Raw genomic sequence first — 26,441 nt, 5'->3', positions numbered from 1 at the left:
GCGGCGGCCGCCCCATTTCATGGCGTCAAGCCAGGGTGCGGACCTTGGGCTCACGGTCCCACTGGCGTGTGGCTGCGGGCTTGATGAAGGCGTCGGCGCTGGTCGAGAGGTCGATCACGCCGGCATCCCCCTCGACTCCGGCCTTGTCGAGCAGGGGTTGGGCTTCGGGCGTATGACCGATGGCCTTCAAGTGGCCGAAGGCGTCCTTGGCGAAGTCGATGGCTGCGCCTTCGGTCAGCAACTGCTTGCAGCCGTCGGCCGACAGCACCAGGGCCACCGCGTCGAACAGCACCGAGGGCGCGCCCGCCAGCTGATGATCCGCCTTCAGCGTAGAGCCGTCCTTCAGCTTGGCCCCTCCGCGCTTGGGCGCGATGATCTCCACCGCTGCGCCGGCCGCTTTGGCCGCGTCCTGCACCGCCTTGACCACGGCGCCGTCGGCGCCGTCGGTGACCAGGACGCCGACCTTCCGCCCCTTCAGGCTGTCCGGGTATTTGCCGATCAGACGCACGGCGGGCGACGGGTCCAGGTCGATCGGCTCGGCCGCCGCTGGAGTCTTTTCGGGCAGGGCCATGCCCAGGCCGTCGGCGACTCGTTTGGCGAGGTCTTCATCGACGTTGCGCAGATTGCCCATCACGCGGTTCCGCACGTGTTTCAGCGAGACCTTCGACAGTTCGAACACGATGGCCGAAGCCAGGTGGGCCTGTTCCGGCGCCGCCAAGCTGGCGAAGAACAGCCGAGGCTGGCTGTAGTGGTCGGCGAAGGTCTCGGAGCGCAGTCGCACCTTCTCCTTCTCCACCGGCTCGCGGAAGCTGGTGAAGCCGCCCTCGGCGTCGGCGCGGGGGCCGCCGTCCTCTCCCGCCTCAGCCAGGCTGTTGGGCTCATAGTTGGCGCGGCCGGTCGGGACCTGGGTCTGCATATGGCCGTCGCGCTGGAAGTTCTGGAAGGGGCAGCCCTTGGCCTGATTGATCGGAATCTGGTGGAAATTCACCGTGCCCAGCCGCGACAGCTGGGTGTCCTGATAGGAGAACAGCCGCCCCTGCAGCAGCGGGTCGTCCGAGAAGTCGATGCCCGGAACGATGTTGGTCGGCAGGAAGGCGGCCTGCTCCGTTTCAGCAAAGAAGTTGTCGGGGTTCCGGTTCAACGTCATGCGCCCGATGACTTTGAGCGGATGGATTTCCTCCGGGATGATCTTGGTCGCATCCAGGATGTCGAAGGGCAGGGCGTCGGCTTCGGCCTGTGTCAGCACCTGCACCGCGAAGTCCCACTCGGGGAAGTCGCCCTGGTCGATGGCGTCGAACAGGTCGCGGCGGTGGAAGTCGGGATCCGCCCCGGCGATCTTCACCGCCTCGTCCCAGCAGGTCGCCTGCGTTCCCAGCTTGGGCCGCCAGTGGAATTTGACGAAGTGCGACTCGCCCTTGGCGTTGACCAGGCGGAAGGTGTTGACGCCGAAACCTTCCATCATGCGCAAGGAGCGCGGGATGGCCCTGTCCGACATGGCCCACATCACCGTGTGGGTGGTCTCGGGCATCAGGCCGACGAAGTCCCAGAAGGTGTCGTGGGCGGACGCAGCCTGCGGATAGCCGCGGTCCGCCTCCATCTTCACGGCGTGGATCAGGTCGGGGAACTTGATCGCGTCCTGGATGAAGAAGACCGGGATGTTGTTGCCCACCAGGTCCCAGTTCCCCTCCTTGGTGTAGAACTTCACCGCAAAGCCGCGCACGTCGCGCGGCGTGTCGATCGAACCCGCGCCGCCCGCCACGGTCGAGAAGCGGGCGAACAGTTCGGTTTTCTCGCCGACCTCGGTGAGGATCCTGGCTGTGGTGTATTGTTCGAGGCTCTCGGTCAGCTCGAACACGCCGTGTGCGGCCGAGCCGCGCGCGTGGACGATGCGCTCGGGAATGCGCTCGTGGTCGAAATGCTGGATCTTCTCGCGCAGGATGAAGTCTTCGAGCAGTGTCGGCCCGCGCGGCCCGGCCTTCAGCGAGTTCTGGTTGTCGCTGATCGGCGTCCCGTGGTTGGTGGTCAGCCGCGTCTGGGGCGTCGAGGCCTGCTGATGCAGCTCCCCGCCTTGGCCGATGATGTCCTGCTTTGTCGATTTTTCGGGCACCGCGTCGCTCCTCCTAGCCGTCAGTGGCGAGCAACGAACGTTCGGTCTGCGCAATTGGGTGCCGGGTCTAGCCGATTTTACATATAATGCCGCGCAGGCGTCCTGGGCGTCTTCGCAGTCGGCGACGGTGCGGCTATGAGGCGTGCATGATCCGTCGTCTTCGCCCCGTTCCGTTCGCCCTTGGGCCCGTCCACTTCGTCGGCATCGGCGGCATCGGCATGAGCGGCATCGCCGAGATCATGCTGAAGATCGGCTATCAGGTGCAGGGCTCGGACGCCAAGGCCAGCGCCAACACCGAGCGGCTCGAGAAACTGGGCGCCCGCATCTACATCGGCCACGACGCGGCCCATGTGACCGAGGGCGTCTCGGCGGTGGTCTATTCCACGGCGGTCAAGGCGACGAACCCCGAGCTGATGGTGGCGCGCGAACGCCGCATCCCTCTGGTGCGCCGGGCCGAGATGCTGGCCGAGCTGATGCGGCTGCAGTTCTCGATCGGCGTCGGCGGCACCCACGGCAAGACGACGACGACCTCCATGGTGGCGGCCCTGCTGGACGCGGGTTCGCTGGACCCGACGGTGGTCAACGGCGGCATCATCAACGCCTATGGCACCAACGCCAAGGTCGGCGACGGCGACTGGATGGTGGTCGAGGCGGACGAGAGCGACGGCTCCTTCCTGCGCCTGAAATGTACGGTCGCGATCATCACCAACATCGACCCGGAGCACCTTGACCACTACGGGGACTTCGATGCGGTGAAGAAGGCCTTCTGCGACTTCATCGAGGACATTCCCTTCTATGGCTTCGGCGTGGTCTGCCTCGATCACCCCGAGGTGCAGAAGCTGGCGGCCCAGATCGACAATCGCCGTCTGGTCACCTACGGCCTCAATCCGCAGGCCATGGTCCGCGCCGACAATGTGCGGATGGACCCGGACGGGTCGCGCTTCGACGTGGTGATCCAGCGTCAGGGCATGGATGCTCTGGAAGAGCCTGCGCGCATCGAGGACCTGCATCTCCCCATGGCGGGCTGGCACAATGTCTCCAACGCCCTGGCCGCCATCGCCGTGGCGCGCGAGATCGGGGTGGACGAGGACGCCATCCGCTCAGGACTCGCCGGCTTCGGCGGGGTCAAGCGCCGCTTCACCACCACGGGCGTGGCCCATGGCGTGCGGGTCATCGACGACTACGGCCACCACCCGGTTGAGATCGCCGCCGTGCTGAAGGCCGCACGTCAGGTGGTCCACAACGCGGACAATCCCGGCCGCGTCATCGCCGTGGTCCAGCCGCACCGCTACACCCGCCTGCGCGACCTGATGCAGGACTTCTCGACCTGTTTTTCGGACGCCGACAGCGTGCTGGTCGCCGACGTCTATCCGGCGGGCGAACAGCCGATCGAGGGCGTCGACAAGCACGCCCTGGTCGAGGGCGTCCGCCGCTACGGCCACCGCCACGTCGCCGCGCTGGAGAACGCCGCCGCCCTGCCGCGCGTCATCCGTGAAGAGGCGAAGCCGGGCGATCTGGTCGTGCTGCTGGGCGCGGGCGACATCACCAGCTGGGCCTACGCCCTGCCGGCGCAGCTGGAGGCGCTGGGCTGAGCCTTCCCACCACCCGCTCATCCCCGCGGAGGCGGGGACCCAGTGCTTTGGCTTCAGGCTGCGACGCTCGGGGTCTTGCGCGGGTTGTCATGAGCGGGCATCGCAGTAGCTCTTACTGGGTCCCCGCCTCCGCGGGGATGAGCGGAAATAATGATGCCTTGGCGCGATAATCTCCCCGCCGTGCGCGGCAAGCTGCTGCTGAACGAGCCGCTGGGGCCTTACACCTGGTTCCGTGTCGGCGGGGCGGCGGACGCCCTGTTCATCCCGGCGGACGCCGAAGATCTGGCCGACTTCCTGAAGGCTTTGCCCGAGGGCGTGCCGGTGACGGCGATTGGCGTCGGCTCCAACCTGATCGTGCGCGACGGCGGGGTCGAGGGCGTGGTGATCCGTCTGGCGGGCCGCGCCTGGGGCCAGGTGACAGCCGAGGGCGACACGGTCACGGCGGGCGCGGGCGCGCTGGACAGCATGGTGGCGCGCGCCTCGGCCAAGGCGGGCATCGCCGGGCTGGAGTTCTATGCGGGCATCCCCGGCTCCATCGGCGGCGCCCTGACGATGAACGCGGGCTGCTACGGCGCGGAGACGAAGGACGTGCTGGTGTCCGCCTGGGGCCTGAACCGCAGGGGCGAGCGGGTCGAGCTGGCCCTGGCCGAGTTCGGCTACACTTACCGGCACTCCAACGCCCCCGCCGACATCATCTGGATCGAGGCGACCTATCGCGGCACGCCCGACGCGCCCGAGGCGGTCGCCGCCCGCATCAGCGAGATCAGCGAGCGTCGCGAGAAGACCCAGCCGATCCGCGAAAAGACCGGCGGCTCGACCTTCAAGAACCCCGAGGGTCATTCCTCGTGGAAGCTGGTCGATGACGCGGGCTGGCGCGGCAAGCTGCACGCCGTCACCGGAGGCGGCGCCAAGTTCAGCGAGCTTCATTCCAACTTCATGATCAACCCCGGTGAGGCGACGGCCGCCGACATCGAGGGGTTGGGCGAAGCCGTCCGCGCCGATGTGCTGGCGAAGACGGGCGTGCAGTTGAACTGGGAAATCCGTCGGATCGGGCGCAAATAACCCTCTCCCGGCGGGAGAGGGCTTGAGCGCACGAGAGCCGAAGGCGATCGTTCTTGCGCGAAAGGGTGAGGGGTTTGTCCCGTCAGTCGGCGTAAGCCGCCGCGTTTCTTTCTGTCGCCGCGAACCCTCACCCTTTCGCCTTTTCCAATCGCTGCGCTCTTGGAGGCTCAAGCCCTCTCCCATAGGGAGAGGGTGGAAATCTTGCGAATTTCCTTCCAGCGACCCGTATCGTTTCCAACCGGTTAACCGTATTCAGGGCATAGGGACGGGCTAGTCTTCGGATGTTGCCATGCGTGCGCCCCTGAACACCCTCCATGTCGCCGTCCTGATGGGCGGCCTGTCGTCGGAACGCGAGGTCTCGCTGTCCTCGGGCCGCGGCTGCGCGGATGCTCTGGAAGGGCAGGCGGCCAAGGTCACGCGCGTCGATGCCGGGCGCGATCTGGCCCAGGTGCTGACGGCGCTGAAGCCCGACGTCGTCTTCAACGCCCTGCACGGCAAATGGGGCGAGGACGGCTGCGTCCAGGGCATCCTCGAGACGCTGAGACTGCCCTATACCCATTCCGGCGTGCTGGCCTCCGCCCTGGCGATGGACAAGGACAAGTCCAAGGCCGTTCTGCACGCGGCGGGCGTCATCGTGCCCGGCGGCGGCCTGTTCGACCGGCACGAGGTGGCGTCGCGTCACGTCATTGACCCGCCCTATGTGGTCAAGCCGAACGCCGAAGGCTCGTCCGTCGGCGTCTTCCTGGTGCGTGAAGGCGCCAACCGTCCGGTGGCTGAGGTCGGCGCCGACGACTGGGCCTATGGCGATCTGGTGATGGTCGAGCCCTTCATCCCCGGCAAGGAACTGGCGGTCAGCGTGATCGGCGAGGCGACCGGCCCGCGCGCCCTGACCATCACCGACATCACCCCGACCAAGGGCTTTTACGACTATGAGGCCAAATACGCGCCCGGCGGCTCTCGCCATGTCCTGCCCGCCGAGCTGCCGCCGCACGTTTTTGACAAGGCTTTACGTCAGGCCGAGCTGGCCCACGCGGCCATGGGTTGCCGAGGCGTTTCCAGAGCCGACTTCCGTTATGACGATGTTAACGACGTTCTCGTTCTGTTGGAGGTGAACACCCAGCCCGGCATGACCCCGACCTCGCTCGTCCCTGAGCAGGCGGCCTTTGTCGGTATGGATTATCGCGAACTGGTACGTTGGATGGTGGAGGACGCCTCATGCCCGCGGTAGTACGCGGCGGTCGGCGACAGTCTTCGGGCAAGGGCGGCGCTCGTGGCGCTCCGTCCGGCCGCGCGGCCGAGATCGGCCGTCTGGACATGTCGCCGCGCGTCGTGGCGGCGACCCTGGTGGTCGGCGTCGGCATACTGGCGGCCGTGCTGGCGACCGGCGCGCGCGCCGAGCGTATCTCGACCGCCGTCAGCGAACGCTTTGACGCCGTGACGACCGGCATGGGTCTGAAGGTGCGTCAGGTCCATGTCACCGGCGCCTCGCCCGAGGCCGCCGCCGCCGTGCGCGCCGCCGTCGGCGTCCATGCGGATCAGCCCATCGTCAGCCTGGACCTGGCCGCCGTGCGCGACCGGGTGCAGTCGGTCGGCTGGGTCAAGGAAGCGCGCGTTGTGCGCCTGCTGCCGGACACCCTGATCGTCGACGTCAAGGAACACGACCGCCTCGCCGTCTGGCAGGTGGGCGGCAAGGCCCACGTCATCGACGCGCAGGGACTCGTCATTTCCGGCGCCGACGCGGGCAGATATCCGCGCCTGCCGCTGGTGGTGGGCAAGGGCGCCGATCAGGCCGCCTCCGACGTCCTGCCCCTGCTGGCCCAGCGCCCGCGCCTGATGGCCAAGATCGACGCCCTGGTCCGCGTGGACGAGCGCCGCTGGGATCTGCGCCTCAAGGACGGCGCCCTGATCCAGCTGCCCGCCGTGGATCAGGAATCCGCCCTCATCCGCCTCGACGCCCTCGACCAGCGCGAACGCCTGCTGGACCTGGGTTTCGCCCGCATCGACCTTCGCACGCCGGAAGAAGTGGCCGTCCGCCCTTCCGAAGGCGCCGTTTAACTCTCTGACCTCTTAGGACACGACCCCATGGTTGGACGCAGCCGAGACATGAAGCCGGAACAGGGCAGGGGCGCGCCGCGCGCGCCGGTCGTGGCCGCGCTCGATCTCGGTCAGTCCAAGGTCGCCTGCTTCATCATGAAGCCCGACGGCGTGCGCCACGCCGACCGCACCATCCGCGTCGCCGGGGCCGGCCACGTCCAGTCGCGCGGCGTCAAGGGCGGGGCCATCGTCAACATGGACGAAACCGCGCAGGCCATCGGCCACGCCGTCGAACGCGCCGAGCGCGCGGCCGGAGCGCCAGTCTCCGGCGTCGTCGTCACCACGGCCATTGGCCAGATGGCCAGCCACCGGGTGCAGGCGCGTGTCTCTCTCGGCTCCCACCCGATCAGCGACGCCGATCTGGCGCGCGCCATCGGAATGGCCCTGGCCCAGATTCGCCTGCCGAACCGGCGTCCGATCCACGTCCTGCCCATCGCCTGGTCTGTGGACGGGGCGCGCGGCGTCCACGATCCGCGCTCAATGCGCGGCGGCTCGCTGGGGCTGGATCTGCTGGTTGTCTCCATGTCCGAGGGATCGTTCAACGCCCTCAGCCACTGCCTCGAACTGGCCCATCTCGACCTTCAGGGCGTGGCCGCCGCGCCCGTCGTCTCATCCCTCGCCGCGCTGGAAGAAGATGAGATGGAGCTGGGCGCCCTGTGCATCGACATGGGCGGCGGCTCGACCTCGGCGGCGGTCTGGGGCGGACGCTCCCTGCTGCACATCGAAAGCCTGAACGTCGGCGGCGACCATGTGACCGCCGACATCGCGCGCGGCCTTTCGACCTCGCGCGTCGGCGCCGAACGGCTGAAAACCCTGCACGGCTCGGCCATGGCGTCGGCCAATGAAGACCGCGAAATGCTGGAGGCCCCGCCGCGCGGCGAGGACGCCTCGGCCGGTCCCGTCATCGTCCCGCGCGCCATGCTCAAGACCGTCATCGCTCCACGCGTGGAAGAGACGCTGGAGCTGCTGCGCGACCGTTTGAAACACGCAGGCATGGGCCTGGAGCCCGGCGCAGGCCTCGTCCTGACCGGCGGCGCCAGCCAGTTGAACGGCGTGCGCGAACTGGCCGTGCGCGTCTTCGACCGCCCGGTGCGCCTGGGCCGCCCGCAACGCGCGCCTCACCTGGCCGACGCCGCCGCCGGCCCGGCCTTCTGCTCAGCCGCCGGCGTCCTGCTTCGCGCCGCCTACGGCCCGCGCGAGGCGGTCTCCGCTCGCAAACTGATGTCCCGCCAGATCACCGCCGCTGACGCCCCCAAGGTGCATCGCGGGGGCATGGTGGCCCGCGCGGCCGGGTGGCTGCGGGATAATTTGTAAGCGTTGTACTCCGCAGCGGGGCTTACGCAACTCCGGCGCTTCGGGCGACGAGCCTGTCATACCGTAGGTGCGGAATTAATACGAGCCGGGGTCCCCCGCTTGCTGTCATGCAAGCGCGAATCTGCTCATGCGCGCCTCGCGCAATTTCGAAAATTATAATTCACCGACCTTCGTTTTAGATGCCTTGTTCAGGCCCCAACTGAGGCAGGGTTGTGGCCGTATTGTTACACGAACGACGTTTATTGGCCCCATTCACGACACAAAGCTTGCTTGCCGGCCGCTATTGGTTAGACCCAAGCTAACAAGGGTCCTTCAATTCCCTGGGCGCTTTGAGTTTAACAAGGTTGGGGCACATCCAATGAAAATGAACCGCAGTTATCTTTTTGGGACGACGGTCCTCGCTGGCGTAATGGCGATCTCGGCGCCGGCGCTGGCGCAGTCGACGCAACCTGAGGAGCAGGTGTCCCAGGTCGAAGAGATTGTCGTCACGGGTTCGCGTATTCGCCGTGACCCAACCACGTCTCCGACGCCGCTGATCCAAGTTCAACGCGAACAGCTGCTGGAAAGTGGCCAGTCGACCATGATCGACTACCTAGCCACTATTCCTGCTCTGTCGAACTCGGTGGTGCCGTCTGACACGACGGGCTCTGGTCTGGGCGATGGCGGCCTGTCGCTCGCCAACCTGCGCTCGCTGGGATCCAATCGCACCCTGACGCTGGTCGATGGTCGTCGCCATGTCGGCTCCAACGGCGGGTCGCTGTCTGTGGACGTGGACACCATCCCGCGCCTGCTGATTCAGAACGTGGAAATCGTGACCGGCGGCGCGTCTTCGGTTTACGGCGCCGATGCCGTGTCGGGCGTTCTGAACTTCGTCCTGCGTAAGGATTTCGAAGGCGTTGAAATCGACGCCAACTACGCTCGCATCAACGAAGACGGTCAGAGTGCTCGCCGTATCTCGGCGCTGGCGGGCAAGAACTTCTTCAACGACCGCCTGAACGTCTACGGCCACGCTGAATACGAAGTGTCCGACGCGGTCACCTCGATGGACATCGACTGGCTGCGTCGCGCGCCGGTTATCATCGGCATGGACGCCGATCCTACGTCGACGGATATTGGTCCGAACTATGACGGTATCCTCGACAACCTTCTGTACACGGGTGTGGTCCGTTTAGATCGCCCGCGTTGGGGATCGCTGACGATCGCGAACGCACAGCAGCCTAGTGCTTCGACCAATCCGAACGTGCCGGTAGCGAATTGTACGGCTGTGAATAGCGCGAACTGCTATTCGGTTGATCCGGCCAAGACCTATTGGTTCGATGGCGGCACGGCTCGCTTGGCCAACTTTGGTTCGCGTGTTGGCGTGGTCGGTAATAACCGCCCCTACAACATCGGCGGCGACGGCGAGAACCCGTCGATGTTCTCGACCGACAGCCGTGTTCCGGAATCGGAATCGCAACGCTATCAGACGGGCGCAACCTTCCATCTGAATGACAGCATTAAGGCTTACGCCGAAGCGAAATATATCAAGGAAAACACCTTTGATATTTCGCAGCCTACATTCTTCGATGTCTATCTCGCTGATGGTTATACTGGTAGTAATGAGACTAACTACATAATCGGAACTTCGGCCTTTATCCTAAATTGGTCGGATAACGCCTATCTTCCGTCGAATATCAAGGACGCTATTCGCGCCAACATGGTGACGAACTATGCGAACCCGACGACGACTGCGCCGGGTGCGGCTTTGGCCCCTGTCAGCCGTCAATGGGCGCGTCACGCCATGTTCGGCCCGGATCGCAGCCAGGATAATGATCGTGAACTGCAACGCTATGTCGTGGGGCTGACCGGCGACCATGACGCGTTTGGTCCGATCAAGAACCTGAGCTGGGATATCGGCTACACCTATGGCCAGGCGAAGATGCAGAACACCGAACGTGGTGTTGACGTCCTGCGCTTCAACCTTGCCGCCGATGCCGTCGTGGACACCGCCGGCGTCGTCAACGGCAAGGCAGGCGAGATCGTCTGTCGTGCCAAGCTGATCCAGGCCAACGGCGGGTTCGTCGAAGACTGGAACGTTGGCGGCGACCTGCGTGACACGCCGGGCGGCAAGGCCGCTCTGGATCAATGTACGCCGCTGAACATCTTCGGTGCCGGCAACCAGAGCGCTGAGGCGTTGAAGTATGTTGACGCGTCGATCACTGTCCATGAGCTGAACCGTCAACACGACGCCGTGGCGTCTGTGTCGGGGCAACTGTGGGATATGTGGGGCGCTGGCGCCATCGGGGTCGCGGTCGGCGCCGAATACCGCAAGGAATATACCGAGGCGGTCGGGCGTGATCAGGACACTGCAGGCCGTTGGCTGTTCCTGAATACGGGCCCGGACTTCGAGGGCGCTTCTTACGAATCGCGTGAGCTGTTTGGGGAAATCTCGATCCCCTTGTTCCGTGACAGCTTCCTTGGGGAGTATGCTGAGCTAAGCGGCAGCTATCGTTACTCGGACTATTCGACGATCGGCGGCCAGGACGTCTATGGGGTCAACTTCGTCTATCGCCCGATCCGCGATATTGCATTCAAGACCAGCTTCAACACGTCTATACGCGTTCCGAACCTGGGTGAAAACTTCAGCCCCTTCACCGAGACGTTCGGTAACAGCTTCGCAGATCCTTGCGCCACGGCTATTATTTCCCGCCTGGTTGATCAGGATATCAAGTCATACCGGATCGCCAACTGTACGGCGCTGGCCGCTCAGAAAGGCCTAACCTTCGACTTTGCTGGTACGACCGCCGATCCGGACGATGACTTCGTTCCGGGCAACCCCTCGACCGGCGTCTACGCTTCTGGCGTGGCCGGCGTTTCTGGCGGGAACACCAACCTGCGCCCGGAAACTTCGGAATCCTTCACCTTCTCGATGGTCTGGCAGCCGAGCTTCATCCCGAATTTCTCGACGGTGCTCGACTATTATGAGATTCGGATTGAGGACGTCATCGCCACGCCTTCGGCTCAGGGCCTGGCGGAATCCTGCGTCAGCAGCGGTCCTAACTTGAACCCGGATGCCTGCTCGCTGGTCTACCGCAACGTCGCGGCCGTGGCCGGCAGCTCTGCAGCCGAGCGCTCGGTGGCCTTCCGCGTTGGCGCTCCGAACGGGGATCCGGTCGGCGGCTTCCGTCAGCAGCCGATTAACTACGCCAAGATGGAAACGCGCGGCCTCGATTTCACGGCTCGCTATTCCTTCGACTCGGAGGAAATGATCGGCCGGAACTGGGGTCGGTTCGATTACAGCATCGGCGGTCTGTGGCTGATCCAGCAGGACAACTTCCTGTCCACAGCCAACCCGAATGCCTATACTCCGCTTGCTTCGCGGCCGTTCTACCCGCGCGTGCGTTTCACGTCTCGCTTGGCCTGGTCGCCGAACCAAGACTGGACCGTCACTTGGGTAGCTGACTGGCAAACCTCACAAGACATCGTGAATTATCGCGATTTCGTGAATAACCCTGACAGCCAGCCGGTCGAATATCTGCGTACGGGTAACTTCGTGCGCAACGACCTGACGGTGCGTTGGAATGTTCGTGACGACCTGACCCTGCGGGCCGGTGTCACCAACATCTTCGACGCCGAACAGGCGCCGTGGTTGGGCACCACTCTCTACTCGAACTTCGACCCCTATGGTCGTCGTTTCAACATCGGCCTGAACTACCGCCCGTGGTAAAACTGGGCTGAGTAGCCAAGATGAAAGGGCGGCTTTTCGGGGCCGCCCTTTTTTCATGCCAAGGGCCTCTAAGGGAGCGATCTAAAGAATATTTGCGGTCCAGCTAGCTTGCCAGGCTCCCAATCCATCCGACTCACGCTACCGAGGGTAACTCTTCGTTAACTCAGACAGGGTTTTCCTTAACGCGCTCATAACCAATGCGATTCGGCGGGGATTTCGCGTTGGGGACGAAGGGCAGGGTCCTTAGGTCGGAATTACACAATGTCTCTCTCGCTGGTCAGGCCGGAAGCCACGGAATTGAAGCCCCGCATCGTCGTGTTCGGCGTAGGCGGAGCGGGCGGAAACGCCGTCAACAACATGATCGACTCCGGCCTTGAGGGGGTGGAGTTCGTCGTCGCCAATACTGACGCCCAACATCTGAGTTTCGCCAAGACCGACCGTCGCATCCAACTGGGCGAGACCATCACGCAAGGCCTGGGCGCGGGCGCCCACCCCGAGGTCGGCATGAACGCCGCCGAGGAAAGCGCCGACGAGATTCACGCGCACCTGGAAGGCGCGCACATGGTCTTCATCACCTGCGGCATGGGCGGCGGCACCGGCACCGGCGCAGCGCCGGTCATCGCCAAATGCGCCCGTGATCGCGGCATCCTGACCGTCGGCGTCGTGACCAAGCCCTTCACCTTCGAAGGCCGCCACCGGATGCGCCTGGCCGACGCGGGCGTGGCCGAACTGCAGCGTTACGTCGACACCCTGATCGTCATTCCGAACCAGAACCTGTTCCGCGTCGCCAATGAGCGGACCACTTTCTCGGACGCCTTCGGCATGGCCGATCAGGTCCTGCACTCGGGCGTGCGCTCGATCACCGACCTGATGATCCTGCCGGGCCTGATCAACCTCGACTTCGCCGACGTCCGCGCCGTGATGAGCGAGATGGGCAAGGCCATGATGGGCACGGGCGAGGCCACGGGCGACGACCGCGCCCTGCTGGCGGCCCAGAACGCCATCGCCAACCCGCTGCTGGACGAAACCAGCCTGAAGGGCGCCAAGGCCGTGCTGGTGAACATCACCGGCGGCATGGACATGACGCTGCTGGAAGTCGACGAGGCCGCCAACGCCATCGCCGGCGAAGTGGACGGCGACGCCAACATCATCTTCGGCGCCGCCTTCGACCCGGCCCTGGACGGCAAGATCCGCGTCTCGGTCGTCGCGACCGGCATGGACGAGGCCGTCATCCAGCAGATCGAGCCGCAGGGTCAGACCTTCAGCCGAACGGGCGCTCCGTCGGCTTCTGCGCCGCGTCAGCCGGAAGTCCGCATCGACCCCGTGCGCGAGGCGCCGTCGCAACCGGCCCCGGCCCCGACCTATGAAGCCCCGGCCGCCCGCGCGCCGGAACCGAAGTTTGAAGCCAAGCCTGAGCCTGTCATCCGTGACGCGCCGCGCAATCTGGAGCCGATCGTCGATCCGTGGGTCGAGGAATATGAGCAGGGCGCCAGCCGGACTCAGCCTGCGGCCTCGACTGAGCAGGGCGACCTCTATTTCGATCGCGCCCCGCAGCGTCAGCAGCCTGCGCCGCAGCAACCGGCCCAGCGTCCGGCCGCCCGTCATGAAGAGCCCGCCGAAGAGCCCTTCTATGACGAACGCGATCACCGCCGCAGCGGCTGGAGCCTGTTCGGCCGCAAGCGTCAGCAGCCGCAGCAGCAACAATCCTATGCGCCGCCGCCGTCGTCGAACCGCACGACCCAGCAGTTGCGCCAGACCCAGTCGATGCAGCCCCAACAGCAAGACCCGCAGGTGGGCCAGTCCGACGATGACGACCTGGAGATCCCTTCCTTTCTTCGCCGCCTCGCGAACTGATCGACCCAAAAAGCCCTGATATTGAACGCCCCGGAGCCGACCTCCGGGGCGTTTTCTTTTGGCGTTCATCACGGCCGATGTTGGATGGCTGCCCGGCGACAGGCTGTTTCAAGCCTTGCCGTAACCGAACCGAAACAATCCGAAACTGGACTTGGCTTTCGACCTGGCGGCGGCGTGGTTAAACGTCGGGTGAGGCGAAGACCGTCCTGCCTGGGGCGGATCGCGCAACAGAGAGTATCCGAGTGACGGTCCGCAACGACCAGTACGAACAGACCATCGTCGCCCCGGCCATCTGCGCCGGCGTCGGCGTGCACACCGGCCGCCGCGTGCGTCTGGTGGTGCGGCCGGCTGCGCCCGGCCACGGCATCGTCTTCGTGCGCACCGACGTCACCGACCGCGACAACCGCATCCCCGTTTCGGGCGAGGCGGTCGTGGACGCGCGCCTGAACACCATGATCGAGAATGCGGCGGGCGTGCGCCTGTCGACCATCGAGCACCTGATGGCGGCCCTGTCGGCGCTGGGCGTCTCCAACGCCGTGATCGAGGTGGATGGGCCGGAACTGCCGATCCTGGACGGCTCGGCGCTGCAGTTCGTGCAACTGCTGGACCGCGCGGGCTTCCGTCGTCAGGAAGCGCCCCAGACCTTTATCGAAATCCTGAAGCCGATCCGGGTGGAGGAGGGCGACAAGTCCGCTGTCCTTCTGCCCTGCGACCGCTATGAGATGCGCTTCGAGATCGACTTCCCCACGCCGGTCATCGGCAATCAGGTGGTGGATTTCGTGGTGGACGAGGCGACCTTCCGTTCGGACATCATGGCCGCGCGCACCTTTGGCTTCGCCCATGAGGTCGAGGCCCTGCGTCAGGCCGGTCTGGCCCGCGGCGGCTCGCTGGAGAACGCCGTGGTCATCGACGGCGACCAGATCCTGAACCCCGGCGGCCTGCGCATGGAACGCGAGTTTGTGCGCCACAAGGCGCTGGACGCCATCGGCGACCTGTATGTCCTCGGCGCGCCGCTGCTGGGCCGCTACGAAGGCGTCAAGGCGGGCCACGCCCTGAACAACAAGCTGGTCCGCGCCCTGCTGGCCCAGCCGGACGCGTGGCGCGAAACAGTGCGCGTGCCTGACATGGCGATGGCGGGCTGAGGCCTTCCTTCTCCTCTTGAGGGAGAAGGGTCAGCTTAGCGTGATTGCGCTGATCAACCGGCCGAAGTCCGATTCGGCCGCCAGATAGGCCCGGCGGTTGGAGTAGAAGCGCTCTGCATCAGCGCGGGTATCGTCGCCGGTCCATGCCGCTTCGCTAACGCCTGCCTGTTCCAGACGCCATAGGACGAAGCCGGGCAGGTCGAACTGACGTTTGTCGTCGGTCGCGCCGGGAGCGAAGAAGCGTTCGCTGCCGGGGTCGTGGTGGGCGAAGCGGTCCTGATAATCGGCGCCGACTTCGTATGAGCCTTGCGCGATGCAGGGGCCGACGACGGCGACGATGCGCCCCGGTTCGGCGCCCAGGCTCTGCATGGCGGCGACGGTCGAGTGTATGATCCCGCCAAGGGCTCCCTTCCAGCCTGCGTGGGCGGCGCCGACCACGCCCGCCTCGGCGTCGGCGAACAGGACGGGGGCGCAGTCGGCGGTCAGGACGGTCAGGACCGGTCCCGTCACGCCCGCGACCACGGCGTCGCCTTCGGGACGCTCTCCGGCCCAGCCGCTTTCGGCCACGCGAGCGACGGCGGAGTGGATCTGATAACAGCCGCACAGGTCGTCAGCGGCGCCGCCCATCCATTCGGCCACGCGGCGGCGGTTCTCGGCGACGTGGGCTGGGTCGTCCCTGGACCCCACGCCTGCGTTCAGCCCGGCGTAGACGCCCTCGGATACGCCGCCCGCGCGGGTGAAGAAGCCGTGGCGCACCCCGGCCCTGTCGAGCAACGGGTGGGTGATGGGGGCCAAACTCATACTTCAAATCCCGGCAGGGCCAGCGAGCGCGGCGAGAAGATCGCCGCCGCCTTGAACAGTTCGCCCATCTGGTCCGGTGCGGTCAGGCGATCCAGCTGACGCTGGATGACCGGAGCGGCTTCGGGGCGTCCCTGCATCAACCGCTGGGCGCGGGCTTCGATCCCCAGCGCCTTGAGGAAGGCGCCCTGACCGACGCAGCCGGTGACGTCGGCGCCGCCGCGCACGGCGGCCTCCAGAACCAGGGGGAAATCGGCCCATTGCGTCAGGTCGGCTTCTCCCGGCGTCGATAGGGGATCGACCTTTTGATGTCGCCGCAGGGCCTGAAGGGTGTCGCCTGCCTCGGGCCTGCTGCGGCCGTAGTCGATCAGCAGGGCGGCGCCCGAGGCGGCCCGGATCAGGCTGGCCAGATCGCGGCCGAAGGCGGCCTGCTGTTCGGAAATCTCGATGATCTGGCCCGGTTCGACGTCGAAGCCGGGCGCCTCGAAGCCGTCGGCGATGGCGGTCAGGCCGAAGGTCAGCTCATTGTCGTCGGTGACGCCGATGCGGCGCTCGGCCCAGCCGCCTTCGGTCTTGATGAATTGGCGCGCGGGCAGGCAGTCCAGCACCTCATTGGCGATCAGGAGGACCGGGGCGTCGGTCTCGACCTTGTGCAGGGCGCTGAGCCAGCGCGGATGCACGTCGGCGTCGGTCAGGCGCCGGGCCTGTTCGGCGCGTAAGGGGGCGCTGGGCTCGATCAGGATCAGGTCGATCGCCTCTAGGAAGGCCGGAACCAGCCGCGCGGCGCGCAGCACGTCGGACATCAGCGTGCCGTCGCCGGGGCCGACCTCGACCAGCCGCACCCGCTCGGGCGCGCCGAGGCGGCTCCACGTCTCGACGGCCCACAGGCCGATCAGTTCGCCGAACATCTGGCTGACCATGGGGGCGGTGATGAAGTCGCCTCGTTCCCCCAGCGCCGGGCGCGTGGCGTAATAGCCGCCCCTGGGGTCGTGTAGGCAGCGGGTGACGTAGTCCGCCACCGTCATCGGCCCGGTCAGCACGATCTCGCGGACCAGTCGGTCGTTGAGCGTCTCCGCCATAGTAGTCTTACGCCTCCGCGACTTCCGGCTTCTTCAGCGCCCGCCAGATCAGCCAGGCGCCGACCAGCATCATCGGGATCGACAGGATCATGCCCATGGTCAGGCCCAGCGGCAGGTTCTCCAGCCCGGCGTCGGGCTGGCGCACGTTCTCCAGCGCGGCGCGACAGACGCCGTAGCCCAGCAGGAACAGGCCGGTGACGAAGCCGGGGCGCTTGAACATGCGCCACTTCCAGATCGCCAGCGACAGGACGATGAACAGCAGCAGGCCCTCAAGCCCGGCCTCATAAAGCTGGCTGGGGTGGCGCGGCTCGTTGCCGGCGGGGCAGAAACCGTACATCTGCTGGATGCGCTCGTTGCAGAAGCGGATAGCCCACGGGACCGTCGTCTCACGGCCCCACAGCTCGCCGTTGATGAAGTTGGCGATGCGGCCGAAAAACAGGCCCAGCGGCGCGACCGGGGCGATCAGGTCGCCCAGGCTCAGCGGGTTCACCTTCTGGCGACGGGCGTACAGGGCGAGGGCCACGACCACGCCCAGGAAGCCGCCGTGGAAGCTCATGCCCCCGGTCCACAATTGCAGCAATTCCAGCCGCTCGCCCCAGCTGTCGCCGGTGAACAGTTGGGTGAACATCGCCGGCTTGTAGAAGAGGGCGTAGCCGAAACGGCCGCCCAGGATGACGCCCAGCGTGATCCACAGCACCAGATCGTCCAGTTGCGGTCCCGTCACCGGCGGCTTGCCGGGCGCCCACAGCCGCTTGGTCTTGGCCAGGCGAGAAGCATACCACCAGCCCAGGACGATGCCGGCCACATAGGCCAGGGCGTACCAGCGGATGGGCAGGGGGCCGAGATGGATCAGGACGGGGTCGAATTCGGGAAAGGGCACGGGGCCTCCGTCTGCGCCTTCAGAAGTTGCCCATGGTCTAGCAAGCGGGACTGCATTCGTCGCGCGCTTTTCCCGCGAAGCAGTCTATAGGCCGCTGGCAGGTAAGGTTTGGTTTACCCAAATCAATGCACCGTTAACCATGTCCGGGCCCGATGGTCCGGGAGTTCTCAAGAGGCCCCCATGCAGACGCGCAATCCCCTCCTTGATGAGTTCGCCAAGCTGACCACCGGCGCCATGGGCCTGGCCCAGGCCGCGGGCGAAGAGGCCAAGGCCGCCTGGCGCGCCCAGGCCGACCGCTTCGTCGCCGAGATGGATCTGGTGCGCCGCGACGAGTTCGACGTGCTGAAAGACGAGATCGCCGCCCTGCGGGCTGAGATCGCGGCGCTGAAGGCCGCCGCCGTCGCCCCGAAGAAGGCCGCCAAGGGATCGTCCACAGACGCAGCCTCGACCCCGGATTCAGCCGGTTGAGCCGAATCTGCGAACACGCCTACCGTCCTCGAAAGCGCTCACTTGAGTCGCTGTCGTTGCTGAAGAAGTTGAACGCCTGATGGATGCTGTGAGACCCGAAGAGGTCGACCTGCCCTTTGATCCGCTGGATGTGGTCGAACACGTCCTGACGGCGGAGAATCTGCCGTTCGACCGCACGGACGAGGGCGATCTGGCCTTCGCCCTGGCCGGCGACTGGAAGGACTATGAGCTGTGGTTCGCCTGGCGGCCCGAAGGCGACTGCCTTCAGCTGTGCCTGGCGCTGGACCTTCGCGTGGCCAAGACGCGCCGCGCGGCGGCCTATGAACTGGTCTCCATGATCAATCAGCGCACCTGGCTGGGCCATTTCGAGATTTGGCCGGACGAGGGCGAGATCGTCTTCCGCCACGCCCTGGCCCTCCCGCACACCGAACGCCCGACGCTCGCGCAGGCCGCGTCCATGATCGACGCGGCGGTCGAGGCGGCGGACCGCTATTATCCAGCCTTCGATTTCATGGTGCGCGGCTCCAAGAAGCCGCAGGAGGCGATCGACGCCTGCCTGTTCGAGACGGTGGGCAATGCCTGATGGCTAGTGTGGGACGTCCGGTCGTTCTTCAGGGCGTGGGACGCCTGGGCTCGGCCATTCTGGAAGGCTGGCTGGCGACGGGCGCCGTCGACCCGGCCGATCTGATCATTCTGACGCCGTCCGAAAAGCCGGTCGCCGAGGCGGCGCGGGCCAGGGGCGCCCGGATCAATCCGCCGCTGGAAGAACTGGTGAACGCCCGCGCCTTCGTTATCGGCGTCAAGCCCGCCAAATGGCTGGAAGCCGCGCAGGCGGTGCTGCCGCATCTCGCCTCTGACGCCGTGATCGTCTCGGTCATGGCCGGGGTGCGCGGCGAGACGATCTCTGACGGTTACAACGGCCGCCCGGTCGTGCGCGTCATGCCGACGACCGGCGTGGCGCAGGCGCGCGGCGTGGCGACGCTGTGGTCGGCCGACGCGGACGCCCTGAAAGCCGGACAGTCGCTGTTCGAGCCGATCGCCGAAACGGTCCTGCTGGACGACGAGGCGCTGATGCACGCTGCGACGGCGGTGTCCGGCTGTGGCCCTGCCTATTTCTTCGCCTTTACGCGAGCTCTTGCTGAAGCGGGCGAAGCCGAGGGCCTGTCGCCCGAGGCCGCCGCGCGTCTGGCGCGCGCCACCCTGCGTTCTGCTGCGGCGGGCGTAGAGGGCGATGAGGCGCTGAACGCCCTGATCGACCGTGTGGCCTCGCCGGGCGGCGTGACGCAGGCCGGTCTGGTCGCCCTCAATGAAAACGGCGCTCTCGACCATTCTGTCGAAAGCGCCGTGAAGGCGGCGGTCGCCAAGTCCACTGAACTCAGCGGCTGATCGTCAGGCGCTTCAGCGCTTGACGTAACGTCCGTCGGCCAGGTTGCGGGCCAGTCGGTCATAGGCGCGTTGGGCGTCGGTCCAGGTGGTGGCGCCGCGCGCGTCGGCCAGGGTCGGGGTGTAGTAGTCGAACTTGACCGGCTGAACCTCGCCGGAAGCTGTCGTCACCGTGCCTTCGACCGCGGCGCCGCCGATCGACAGGCTGCGCATGGCGTCCAGACCCGGCTTGTCGGATAACTGCTGCATGGTGGGACGGTTGGGCTTGAGGTCGGTGATGACCAGTTCAAGCCGGGCGCCGTCCAGCGCATGACGATCCGTCAGCACGCGCTCGACCGTGCGGGTCAGGTCGCTGACCTGCTGTTGAACGTCGCGCTCGCCCAGCTCCGCCGCCGTCTTGGCGAAGTCGGGGCTGACCGTCACGACGACGGCTGAAGGTTGAGCCGCAGCGGCGCCGGAAAGGGCGAGAACGGCGGCGATCGGTGCAAGAAAAGCAATAGGACGCATAGTCAGGCTCCAGAATTCCAGGCCCCCCTGGAACACTGAACAAGATGGCGATGATTTTACGGTTCTGCTAGGGGCGCCGCTCAAAGATCTAGGGGGCGCGACGATCCGCCGGCAGCCGGATCGCGGCCTTGAGCCCGCCCAGCTCGCTGCGGCCCAGGGCGATGTCGCCGCCGTGGCTGCGCGCCACGTCCCGAGCCACGGCCAGGCCCAGGCCCACGCCCTTGCGGTTCTGGTTGCGCGAGGCGTCCAGCCGCGAGAAGGGACGGAACGCTTCCTCGTGCATGTCTTCGGGAATGCCGGGGCCGTCGTCCTCGACCGTGATCTCCAGCCCGCCGGAGGGCAGGGCGCGCGCCGACAGCCGCACATGCTCGCCATGCGAAGCGGCGTTGCCGACCAGGTTGTTGATCGCCCGGCGGAAGGCCAGCGGTCGGGCCAGCATGTTCAGGTCGTCGGGCGTCTCGACCTCGGCGGCGGCCCCGGCGCGGCGGGCGTCGTCGGCGGCGCGGCGCAGCATTTCGGGCACGGAAATGGTCTGGGCGGCTTCCCCGGCCTCGCCGCGCGCGAAGGCCAGGTATTCGTCGATCATATGCTCCATCTCGTCCAGATCGCCCTTCATCGCCTCGGCGCGCTTGAAGGGCGGCGCCAGCGCCAGTTCGAGCCGCAGACGGGTCAGGGGCGTGCGCAGGTCATGGCTGACCGAGGCCAGCAGAGCCGTGCGCTGGTCGATGTGGCGCTGGATGCGCGAGCGCATGTCCAGGAAGGCGCTGGCGGCGGCCCGCACCTCACGCGCGCCGTGCGGCTTGAAACGCGGCACGCTTTCGCCCCGGCCGAAAGCTTCGGCGGCGTGGGCCAGACGTTCGATGGCGCGCACCTGATTGCGGATGAACAGCACCGCCACGGCCAGCAGCAGCACGGTGGCGATCATCAGCCACAGGACGAAGATGTGGGCCTGCGTCGCCACGGCCCGCTCGCGCGGGGCGATGACGCGCAGGACGCCGTCCGCCTCCTGCACGCGGATATCGACATAGGCTGGGTAGCGGGTGGTGTCGAACCAGAAGGGCTGGTCCAGCCGCGAGGCGAGGGCCTTTTCCAGCGTCCTGTCGACCAGTCCCAGGGCGCCGCGCCGTTCTTCGGCGGGCAGGGAGGCTTCGGGCTGGAAGGCGATGGACAACTGCATCGACCGCTCGGCGCGTTCCGAGATCAGAGCCAGATTCCGGGCCGAGGGGTCGTCGCGATAGCTCTCGGCCGCCCAGGCCACGTCACCCGCCAGGCCTTCGGACAGGCGCGCCGTTACCGCCTGCCAGTGGGCGTCGAAGAAGGCCCAGGTCACCGCCGCCTGCATGATCAGGACAGGCAGGACGATGATCAGCAGCGAGCGGCCCCACAGGGAGGTCGGCACCCGGCGCTTGATCCAGCGCGTCCAGACGTTGAACGGCATCAGCCGCATCGGCGTCGCCTCAGTCCGGGGCCAGCATATAGCCGATGCCGCGCACGGTCTGGAGGTAGCGCGGGTTCTTGGGATCCGCCTCCAGCTTGCGGCGCAGGCGGGTGACCTGCACGTCGACGGCGCGGCCTGTCACATCGGCGGTGTCGGGCGACAGGGTCATGCGCTCGACCGGCGAATGGGCGTGGATGGCCAGGGTCTTGAGCAGTTGCGCCTCGGCCTCGGTCAGGCGCTGCAGGGCGCCGTCACGCGTCAGTTCCAGACGCTCCATGTCGAAGACGGCGGGGCCCATGTGGATCTCTCTGGGCGTCATCAGCTTGCCGCCGGTGCGGCGCAGGATGGCCTCGATCCGCAGCGCCAGTTCGCGCGGATCGAAGGGCTTGGACATATAGTCGTCGGCCCCGCGCGACAGGCCTTCGATCCGGTCGTCTGGGTCGCCCTTGGCCGTCAGCAGCAGCACCGGCGTCTTGGACAGGGCCGCCTGACTGCGGATCCAGGTCGTCAGGTCGAAGCCGCTCTCGCCCGGCATCATCACGTCCAGCACGATCAGGTCGAACTCGATCAGTTCGACCATCCGGCGTGCGGCGCCTGCGTGGGCGGCGCCGGTGACGCGATAGCCCTCGCGGCTCAGGAACTCCTTGAGCAGTTCGCGGATGCGGTCGTCGTCATCGACGACAAGGATGTGCCGTCCGCTGCCGGCCGGGGCGACGGGACCGGAACGGCCGTTGGCGCGCGGCTCAACCATGCTCATCGCCATTCTCCCTGCGAGGCGCCGTTGACGCTGGGTTGCGGCAGGCGTCTAACCGAGATCGTTGCGCAGGAGACGTACTTCAATGGCCTTCGTTCCTTTCGACGATCGTGACGGCTGGATCTGGTTTGACGGCGACTTCGTCCCCTGGCGGGAAGCGAAAACGCACGTCCTGACCCATGGCCTTCACTACGGCTCGTCGGTGTTCGAGGGTGAGCGTATGTATGGCGGTGAAATCTTCAAGCTCACAGCCCACAGCCAGCGCCTGAAGCGCTCCGCCGAACTGCTCGACTTCGAGATTCCCTATAGCGTGGCCGAGATCGACGCCGCCTGCAAGGAAACCTGCGCCCGTAACGGCCTGATCGACTGCTATATCCGGCCTGTCGCCTATCTGGGGCCTGAGCAACTGAGCGTCTCGTCGCTCAACAGCAAGGTTCACCTGGCCATCGCCGCCTGGGAATGGCCCAGCTATTTCGACCCCGAGGTCAAGAAGAAGGGCATCGCGCTGGAGTGGGCCAAATGGCGTCGCCCCGACCCCGCGACGGCCCCGTCCACGGCCAAGGCCGCGGGCCTGTACATGATCTGCACCATGTCCAAGACGGCGGCGGAAAAGCGCGGCTTCAACGACGCCCTGATGCTGGACTGGCGCGGCTATGTCGCCGAGGCGACCGGCGCCAACGTCTTCTTCGTCAGGGACGGCGTCCTGCACACCCCGCGCGTGGAACACATCCTGGACGGCATCACCCGGCAGACGGTCATTGAGATGGCCCAGGCGCGGGGTGTTGAAGTCGTCGTGCGCGACATTCTGCCGGAAGAGCTGGCCGACTTCTCCGAATGCTTCCTGACCGGCTCGGCCGCAGAGGTGACGCCGGTGGGCCAGGTCGGCGACCATCGCTTCACGCCGGGCGACCTGTCGCTCAGCCTGATGGACGATTACGGCAAGCTGGTGCGCGGCCAGTTGTGATTAGCGTCCCTCTCCCGATGGGAGAGGGCTTGAGCCTCCAGGAGCCGAAGGCGATTGGTTAAGGCGAAAGGGTGAGGGTTCTCGGGTGAAGTCGGCCGAAGGCCGCCCGCGCGACGGCTCACGCCGACTGATGCCGCGAACCCTCACCCTTTCGCGCAAGGACGATCGCTGCGCTCTCGTGCGCTCAAGCCCTCTCCCATCGGGAGAGGGTTTTCCATTGTGCCCCTTGCCAGCCGCGCGCGGCTGTCGTTCAAGCACAGCTGACAAGCCGGCTCCCGTAGCGCCGGTCGCGGAGCCTCCATCTTCATGTTCAGCCTTCTGAACCTCCAGAGCCTGTTCGGGCTGGTCGTCATTGTCGCCGTGTGTTGGGCGATCTCCGAGAACCGCCGCGCCTTTCCGTGGCGGCTGGCGATCGGGGCGGTGCTGGTGCAGGCGGCTCTGGTGCTGGCGACTTTCGCCATTCCCGGCTCGCAGGTGGTGCTGGACGGCATCAACAATGCCGTAAAGGGGCTGGAGCTGGCGACTGAAGAAGGGACGCGCTTCATCTTCGGCTTCCTGGCGGGCGGGGATCAGCCCTATGCGGTCCAGAACGACGCGGCCCTGTTCACCTTCGCCTTCAAGGTGCTGCCGCTGATCCTGGTGATCTCGGCCCTGTCGGCCTTGCTGTGGCACTGGCGCATCCTGAAGTGGATCACGCTGGGCTTCGGCTTCCTGTTCCAGCGGACCATGGGCCTGGGCGGCGCCTCGGCGCTGGCGGTGGCGGCCAACATCTTCCTGGGCATGATAGAGAGCCCCATCGTCATCCGCGCCTATCTGGACAAGCTGACGCGATCGGAACTGTATCTGATGATGGTGGTCGGCCTGGCCACCGTCGCCGGCTCGACCATGGTGGCCTATGCGACCATCCTGGGCCCCGTGCTGTCGAATGCGGCCGGCCATGTGCTGGTCGCCTCCATCGTCTCGGCTCCGGCCGGGGTCATGCTGGCCCGCGTCATCATCCCGGAGAAGCCCGGTGAGGGCGGGGCGGTGGCCGACTACAACTCGGCGCTGAAGTACGACAGCGCCGTCGACGCCATCGTCAAGGGCACGTCCGACGGCCTGATGGTGGTGCTGAACATCTCGGCCGTGCTGATCGTCTTCGTGGCCCTGGTGGCGCTGGCCAACATCATTCTGGGCGGCTTCGTCATCGCCGGAGATCCGCTGACGGTCGAGCGCATCCTGGGCTGGCTGTTCGCTCCGGTAGCTTGGCTGACCGGCGTGGAATGGGCCGACGCCCAGAAGGCGGGCTGGCTGCTGGGCGTCAAGCTGACCCTGACCGAGTTCGTCGCCTTCATCGAGCTGGGCAAGGTCCCGGCCGCCGAGATGAGTGAGCGCACCCGGATGCTGATGACCTATGCCCTGTGCGGTTTCGCCAACATCGGCTCGGTCGGCATCACCGTCACTGGCCTGTCGGTGCTTATGCCCGAGCGTCGCGAGGAGGTGCTGGGCCTGGTGTGGAAGGCGCTGTTCGCCGGCTTCCTGGCGACCTTGATGACCGCCTGCATCGTCGGGGCCTTGCCCGCCGCCGTCTTCGCCTAGTAGCGTTTCCGAGGGCAGCCGAAGGGACCCTCTGATGAAGCTCTATGAAAGCCGCCGCGCGCCCAATCCGCGCCGCGTCCGTTGGGTCATGGCCGAGAAGGGCGTGACCGACGTCGAACTCGTCGAGATCGAGCTTCTGGCGGGCGAGCACCGCACCCCGGCCTATCGCGCCAAGTTCGGCGTGCCGCACGTTCCGGCGCTGGAACTGGACGACGGGACCTGCCTGACTGAATCCATCGCCATTTGCCGCTATCTGGAGGCGCTGCACACCGAGCCGAACCTGTTCGGGCGCGACGCCAGGGAGCAGGCTATCATCGAGATGTGGATGCGCCGGTGCGAGATGTATCTGGCCAATCCGATGATGCTGAACGTGCGCTTCACCCATCCGGCCCTGGCCGCGCTTGAGGCGCCCCAGCCCCAGGTCGCCGAATACAACCGCCTGGGCGCCGAACGCTTCATGAAGACGCTGGACCGGCATCTGGCGGATCATGAGTTCATCGCCGCCGACCGCTTCACCATCGCCGACATCGTCGGGGCCGTGGGCCTGGATTTCGCACGGCTGGTCAAATACCGCCCGCCCGAGGAACTGATCCATCTGGCCCGCTGGCTGGAGGCCTGCCGCGCCCGTCCGGCGGCGGCGGCGGGGATGTGATCCGACCTTGCGCACTCTGACTGCGCCGGACCGCTGGCTGGCCCTGCTGCTGGCCGCCCTGGCGGGCTATGTCGACAGCTTGGGCTTCCTGCACCTGGGCGGGGTGTTCGTCTCCTTCATGAGCGGCAACAGCACCCGCTTGGCCGTCAGCCTGGCTGAGGGGCGGTGGCAGGCGACGGGCGCGGTGGCCGGGGTGCTGGCGCTGTTCGTGCTGGGCGCCATGCTCGGCGCCTTGGTCGCGGGCGGCGAGGGCGCGCGGTCGCGCAGCCGGGTGCTGGCGGTCGAGGCCCTGTTGCTGGGCGGAGCCGCCGTGGCGGCGGGGGCGGGGATAGCGCCTGTGGCCATCGGCCTGATGGTCATGGCGATGGCCGTCGAGAACTCGGTCTTCCTGCGCGACGGCGAGGTCGGGGTCAGCCTGACCTATATGACGGGAACGCTCGTCAAGACCGGCCACGCCCTGGCGGCGGCGGTCCGGGGCGGCGATCCGTGGGCGTTCCGGCCCTATATGGTGCTGTGGGCCGGGCTGGTCGGCGGCGCGCTGCTAGGCGCCGTGGTCTATGGCCGCCTGGGACTGGACGCCCTATGGCCGGCGGCGGCCGCCGCGATGGGGCTGGCGCTGGGCGTGCGGTTCAGTCGCGCGGCGTGAACTTCCGGATCACGCCCGAGAAGGTCATCAGCAGCCTCTCGCCCGTGACGATCTGGCCGCGCACGAAGATCAGGCTCTTGCCCGCCTTGGTCACCTGTCCCGTCGCCTCGATCAGTTCGCCGACATAGGCGCCGTCGATAAAGGTGGAATCCAGCTGCACCGTCACGCCCGAGGCGCCTTCCATCTCCTGATAGGCGATCTGGAACATGGCGATGTCGGCGAAGGTCATCAGGCAGCCGCCGTGCATCCGCCCGCCGAAATTCATGTGCTTCTGCTCGGCCCGGAAGGCGCAGCGCATCGAGCCGTCAGGGTCGGGCCGGCGATAGAAGGGGCCGACGGTCGAATCAAAGGTGCTGTGCGTCACCTCATAGGTTTCCCAGCCGGCGAATTCGCCTTCGGTGATGGTGATCCTGCCGACCATGC

General features: G+C 66.5%; 23 protein-coding genes. 15 read left to right on the top strand and 8 right to left on the bottom strand.

The annotated features are described in order from the left end of the window. Positions 1–25 precede the first annotated feature (25 nt). Complete coding sequence (locus RSD66_RS12085) at positions 26–2,107, bottom strand: catalase (protein ID WP_415287982.1); 2,082 nt, start codon at positions 2,105–2,107, stop codon at positions 26–28. Between the two features lie 146 nt (positions 2,108–2,253). Here RSD66_RS12085 and murC point away from each other — a divergent pair, with 146 nt between their 5' ends. The 8 genes from murC (at position 2,254) to lpxC (ending at position 14,871) form a co-directional block, all read left to right on the top strand. Then, positions 2,254–3,699 (top strand): UDP-N-acetylmuramate--L-alanine ligase, encoded by a 1,446-nt coding sequence (gene murC / locus RSD66_RS12080; RefSeq protein WP_024354776.1) that lies wholly within the window; start codon positions 2,254–2,256, stop codon positions 3,697–3,699. Positions 3,700–3,852: 153 nt separating this feature from the next. Beyond that, positions 3,853–4,761 (top strand): UDP-N-acetylmuramate dehydrogenase, encoded by a 909-nt coding sequence (gene murB, locus RSD66_RS12075; protein WP_415289594.1) that lies wholly within the window; start codon positions 3,853–3,855, stop codon positions 4,759–4,761. Between the two features lie 289 nt (positions 4,762–5,050). Next, a complete protein-coding gene (locus RSD66_RS12070) occupies positions 5,051–5,989 on the top strand; it encodes a D-alanine--D-alanine ligase (protein ID WP_024354774.1) in 939 nt (312 codons plus the stop codon). After that, positions 5,977–6,816, top strand: a complete 840-nt coding sequence (locus tag RSD66_RS12065; protein WP_024354773.1) for a cell division protein FtsQ/DivIB — start codon at positions 5,977–5,979, stop codon at positions 6,814–6,816. Before RSD66_RS12070 ends, RSD66_RS12065 begins: the two co-directional genes overlap by 13 nt. A gap of 27 nt (positions 6,817–6,843) precedes the next feature. Further along, the gene (gene ftsA, locus RSD66_RS12060; RefSeq protein WP_024354772.1) at positions 6,844–8,169 is read left to right on the top strand and encodes a cell division protein FtsA; all 1,326 of its coding nucleotides are present in this window, start codon (positions 6,844–6,846) and stop codon (positions 8,167–8,169) included. A 358-nt stretch (positions 8,170–8,527) separates the two neighbouring features. Beyond that, positions 8,528–11,875 (top strand): TonB-dependent receptor domain-containing protein, encoded by a 3,348-nt coding sequence (locus RSD66_RS12055; RefSeq protein ID WP_415287979.1) that lies wholly within the window; start codon positions 8,528–8,530, stop codon positions 11,873–11,875. A 261-nt stretch (positions 11,876–12,136) separates the two neighbouring features. Next, positions 12,137–13,729, top strand: coding sequence for a cell division protein FtsZ (gene ftsZ, locus RSD66_RS12050; protein WP_415287977.1), 1,593 nt, complete (start codon positions 12,137–12,139; stop codon positions 13,727–13,729). Between the two features lie 242 nt (positions 13,730–13,971). Continuing rightward, the gene (gene lpxC, locus RSD66_RS12045; RefSeq protein ID WP_024354769.1) at positions 13,972–14,871 is read left to right on the top strand and encodes a UDP-3-O-acyl-N-acetylglucosamine deacetylase; all 900 of its coding nucleotides are present in this window, start codon (positions 13,972–13,974) and stop codon (positions 14,869–14,871) included. Positions 14,872–14,901: 30 nt separating this feature from the next. Here the strand turns inward: lpxC and pgeF are convergent, their stop codons facing one another. Genes pgeF through lgt form a run of 3 tightly spaced genes read right to left on the bottom strand, consistent with a single transcriptional unit; the run spans position 14,902 to position 17,628 of the window. Further along, complete coding sequence (pgeF, locus tag RSD66_RS12040; RefSeq protein ID WP_415287975.1) at positions 14,902–15,672, bottom strand: peptidoglycan editing factor PgeF; 771 nt, start codon at positions 15,670–15,672, stop codon at positions 14,902–14,904. Further along, positions 15,669–16,748, bottom strand: coding sequence for a class I SAM-dependent methyltransferase (locus RSD66_RS12035; protein WP_415287974.1), 1,080 nt, complete (start codon positions 16,746–16,748; stop codon positions 15,669–15,671). Before RSD66_RS12035 ends, pgeF begins: the two co-directional genes overlap by 4 nt. 7 nt (positions 16,749–16,755) lie before the next feature. Then, positions 16,756–17,628: a prolipoprotein diacylglyceryl transferase gene (lgt, locus tag RSD66_RS12030; RefSeq protein ID WP_119413658.1), complete on the bottom strand. Its 873-nt coding sequence runs from the start codon at positions 17,626–17,628 to the stop codon at positions 16,756–16,758. A 180-nt stretch (positions 17,629–17,808) separates the two neighbouring features. Between lgt and RSD66_RS12025 the strand changes: the two genes are divergently transcribed. The 3 genes from RSD66_RS12025 (at position 17,809) to RSD66_RS12015 (ending at position 19,482) form a co-directional block, all read left to right on the top strand. Continuing rightward, the gene (locus RSD66_RS12025) at positions 17,809–18,096 is read left to right on the top strand and encodes an accessory factor UbiK family protein (protein ID WP_303698179.1); all 288 of its coding nucleotides are present in this window, start codon (positions 17,809–17,811) and stop codon (positions 18,094–18,096) included. A gap of 79 nt (positions 18,097–18,175) precedes the next feature. Next, positions 18,176–18,679, top strand: coding sequence for a YbjN domain-containing protein (locus RSD66_RS12020; RefSeq protein ID WP_024354764.1), 504 nt, complete (start codon positions 18,176–18,178; stop codon positions 18,677–18,679). Further along, on the top strand, positions 18,679–19,482 hold the full coding sequence (locus RSD66_RS12015; protein WP_346524924.1) for a pyrroline-5-carboxylate reductase family protein: 804 nt from the start codon (positions 18,679–18,681) through the stop codon (positions 19,480–19,482). The genes RSD66_RS12020 and RSD66_RS12015 overlap by 1 nt, the downstream gene beginning before the upstream one ends. Before the next feature lie 12 nt (positions 19,483–19,494). Here the strand turns inward: RSD66_RS12015 and RSD66_RS12010 are convergent, their stop codons facing one another. The 3 genes from RSD66_RS12010 to RSD66_RS12000 form a co-directional block, all read right to left on the bottom strand. Next, entirely contained in the window at positions 19,495–19,986 is a 492-nt protein-coding gene (locus RSD66_RS12010) for a hypothetical protein (protein ID WP_119413661.1), read from the bottom strand. Positions 19,987–20,074: 88 nt separating this feature from the next. Continuing rightward, complete coding sequence (locus RSD66_RS12005) at positions 20,075–21,433, bottom strand: ATP-binding protein (protein WP_415287972.1); 1,359 nt, start codon at positions 21,431–21,433, stop codon at positions 20,075–20,077. Between the two features lie 10 nt (positions 21,434–21,443). Then, on the bottom strand, positions 21,444–22,175 hold the full coding sequence (locus RSD66_RS12000; RefSeq protein ID WP_199683787.1) for a response regulator: 732 nt from the start codon (positions 22,173–22,175) through the stop codon (positions 21,444–21,446). An 88-nt stretch (positions 22,176–22,263) separates the two neighbouring features. Here RSD66_RS12000 and RSD66_RS11995 point away from each other — a divergent pair, with 88 nt between their 5' ends. The 4 genes from RSD66_RS11995 to RSD66_RS11980 all read left to right on the top strand — a co-directional run bounded on the left by RSD66_RS11995 (position 22,264) and on the right by RSD66_RS11980 (position 26,018). Next, entirely contained in the window at positions 22,264–23,142 is an 879-nt protein-coding gene (locus RSD66_RS11995) for a branched-chain amino acid aminotransferase (RefSeq protein ID WP_415287970.1), read from the top strand. Positions 23,143–23,448: 306 nt separating this feature from the next. After that, on the top strand, positions 23,449–24,720 hold the full coding sequence (locus RSD66_RS11990) for a NupC/NupG family nucleoside CNT transporter (RefSeq protein ID WP_415287969.1): 1,272 nt from the start codon (positions 23,449–23,451) through the stop codon (positions 24,718–24,720). 34 nt (positions 24,721–24,754) lie between these two features. After that, positions 24,755–25,372, top strand: a complete 618-nt coding sequence (locus RSD66_RS11985; RefSeq protein ID WP_415287967.1) for a glutathione S-transferase family protein — start codon at positions 24,755–24,757, stop codon at positions 25,370–25,372. A 7-nt stretch (positions 25,373–25,379) separates the two neighbouring features. Beyond that, on the top strand, positions 25,380–26,018 hold the full coding sequence (locus RSD66_RS11980) for a YoaK family protein (RefSeq protein WP_346524928.1): 639 nt from the start codon (positions 25,380–25,382) through the stop codon (positions 26,016–26,018). On the opposite strand, the gene RSD66_RS11975 is transcribed toward RSD66_RS11980, so the two are convergent. Next, positions 26,002–26,439, bottom strand: a complete 438-nt coding sequence (locus RSD66_RS11975; RefSeq protein ID WP_024354756.1) for a PaaI family thioesterase — start codon at positions 26,437–26,439, stop codon at positions 26,002–26,004. The genes RSD66_RS11980 and RSD66_RS11975 overlap by 17 nt on opposite strands. Positions 26,440–26,441: the final 2 nt, after the last annotated feature.

Source organism: Brevundimonas sp. S1H14, from assembly GCF_047716865.1.
Taxonomy (GTDB): domain Bacteria; phylum Pseudomonadota; class Alphaproteobacteria; order Caulobacterales; family Caulobacteraceae; genus Brevundimonas; species Brevundimonas naejangsanensis.
The sequence above is the reverse complement of the archived record's forward strand: the minus strand, read 5'-3'. Positions and strand labels throughout refer to the sequence as shown.

Bases quoted from the DNA above. Each gene is read 5' to 3' on its own strand.
- murC (WP_024354776.1), top strand. From the start codon at position 2,254: ATGATCCGTCGTCTTCGCCCCGTTCCGTTCGCCCTTGGGCCCGTCCAC.
- murB (WP_415289594.1), top strand. From the start codon at position 3,853: ATGCCTTGGCGCGATAATCTCCCCGCCGTGCGCGGCAAGCTGCTGCTG.
- RSD66_RS12070 (WP_024354774.1), top strand. From the start codon at position 5,051: ATGCGTGCGCCCCTGAACACCCTCCATGTCGCCGTCCTGATGGGCGGC.
- RSD66_RS12065 (WP_024354773.1), top strand. From the start codon at position 5,977: ATGCCCGCGGTAGTACGCGGCGGTCGGCGACAGTCTTCGGGCAAGGGC.
- ftsA (WP_024354772.1), top strand. From the start codon at position 6,844: ATGGTTGGACGCAGCCGAGACATGAAGCCGGAACAGGGCAGGGGCGCG.
- RSD66_RS12055 (WP_415287979.1), top strand. From the start codon at position 8,528: ATGAAAATGAACCGCAGTTATCTTTTTGGGACGACGGTCCTCGCTGGC.
- ftsZ (WP_415287977.1), top strand. From the start codon at position 12,137: ATGTCTCTCTCGCTGGTCAGGCCGGAAGCCACGGAATTGAAGCCCCGC.
- pgeF (WP_415287975.1), bottom strand. From the start codon at position 15,672: ATGAGTTTGGCCCCCATCACCCACCCGTTGCTCGACAGGGCCGGGGTG.
- RSD66_RS12035 (WP_415287974.1), bottom strand. From the start codon at position 16,748: ATGGCGGAGACGCTCAACGACCGACTGGTCCGCGAGATCGTGCTGACC.
- RSD66_RS12025 (WP_303698179.1), top strand. From the start codon at position 17,809: ATGCAGACGCGCAATCCCCTCCTTGATGAGTTCGCCAAGCTGACCACC.
- RSD66_RS12020 (WP_024354764.1), top strand. From the start codon at position 18,176: ATGGATGCTGTGAGACCCGAAGAGGTCGACCTGCCCTTTGATCCGCTG.
- RSD66_RS12015 (WP_346524924.1), top strand. From the start codon at position 18,679: ATGGCTAGTGTGGGACGTCCGGTCGTTCTTCAGGGCGTGGGACGCCTG.
- RSD66_RS12010 (WP_119413661.1), bottom strand. From the start codon at position 19,986: ATGCGTCCTATTGCTTTTCTTGCACCGATCGCCGCCGTTCTCGCCCTT.
- RSD66_RS12005 (WP_415287972.1), bottom strand. From the start codon at position 21,433: ATGCGGCTGATGCCGTTCAACGTCTGGACGCGCTGGATCAAGCGCCGG.
- RSD66_RS12000 (WP_199683787.1), bottom strand. From the start codon at position 22,175: ATGGTTGAGCCGCGCGCCAACGGCCGTTCCGGTCCCGTCGCCCCGGCC.
- RSD66_RS11995 (WP_415287970.1), top strand. From the start codon at position 22,264: ATGGCCTTCGTTCCTTTCGACGATCGTGACGGCTGGATCTGGTTTGAC.
- RSD66_RS11990 (WP_415287969.1), top strand. From the start codon at position 23,449: ATGTTCAGCCTTCTGAACCTCCAGAGCCTGTTCGGGCTGGTCGTCATT.
- RSD66_RS11985 (WP_415287967.1), top strand. From the start codon at position 24,755: ATGAAGCTCTATGAAAGCCGCCGCGCGCCCAATCCGCGCCGCGTCCGT.
- RSD66_RS11975 (WP_024354756.1), bottom strand. From the start codon at position 26,439: ATGGTCGGCAGGATCACCATCACCGAAGGCGAATTCGCCGGCTGGGAA.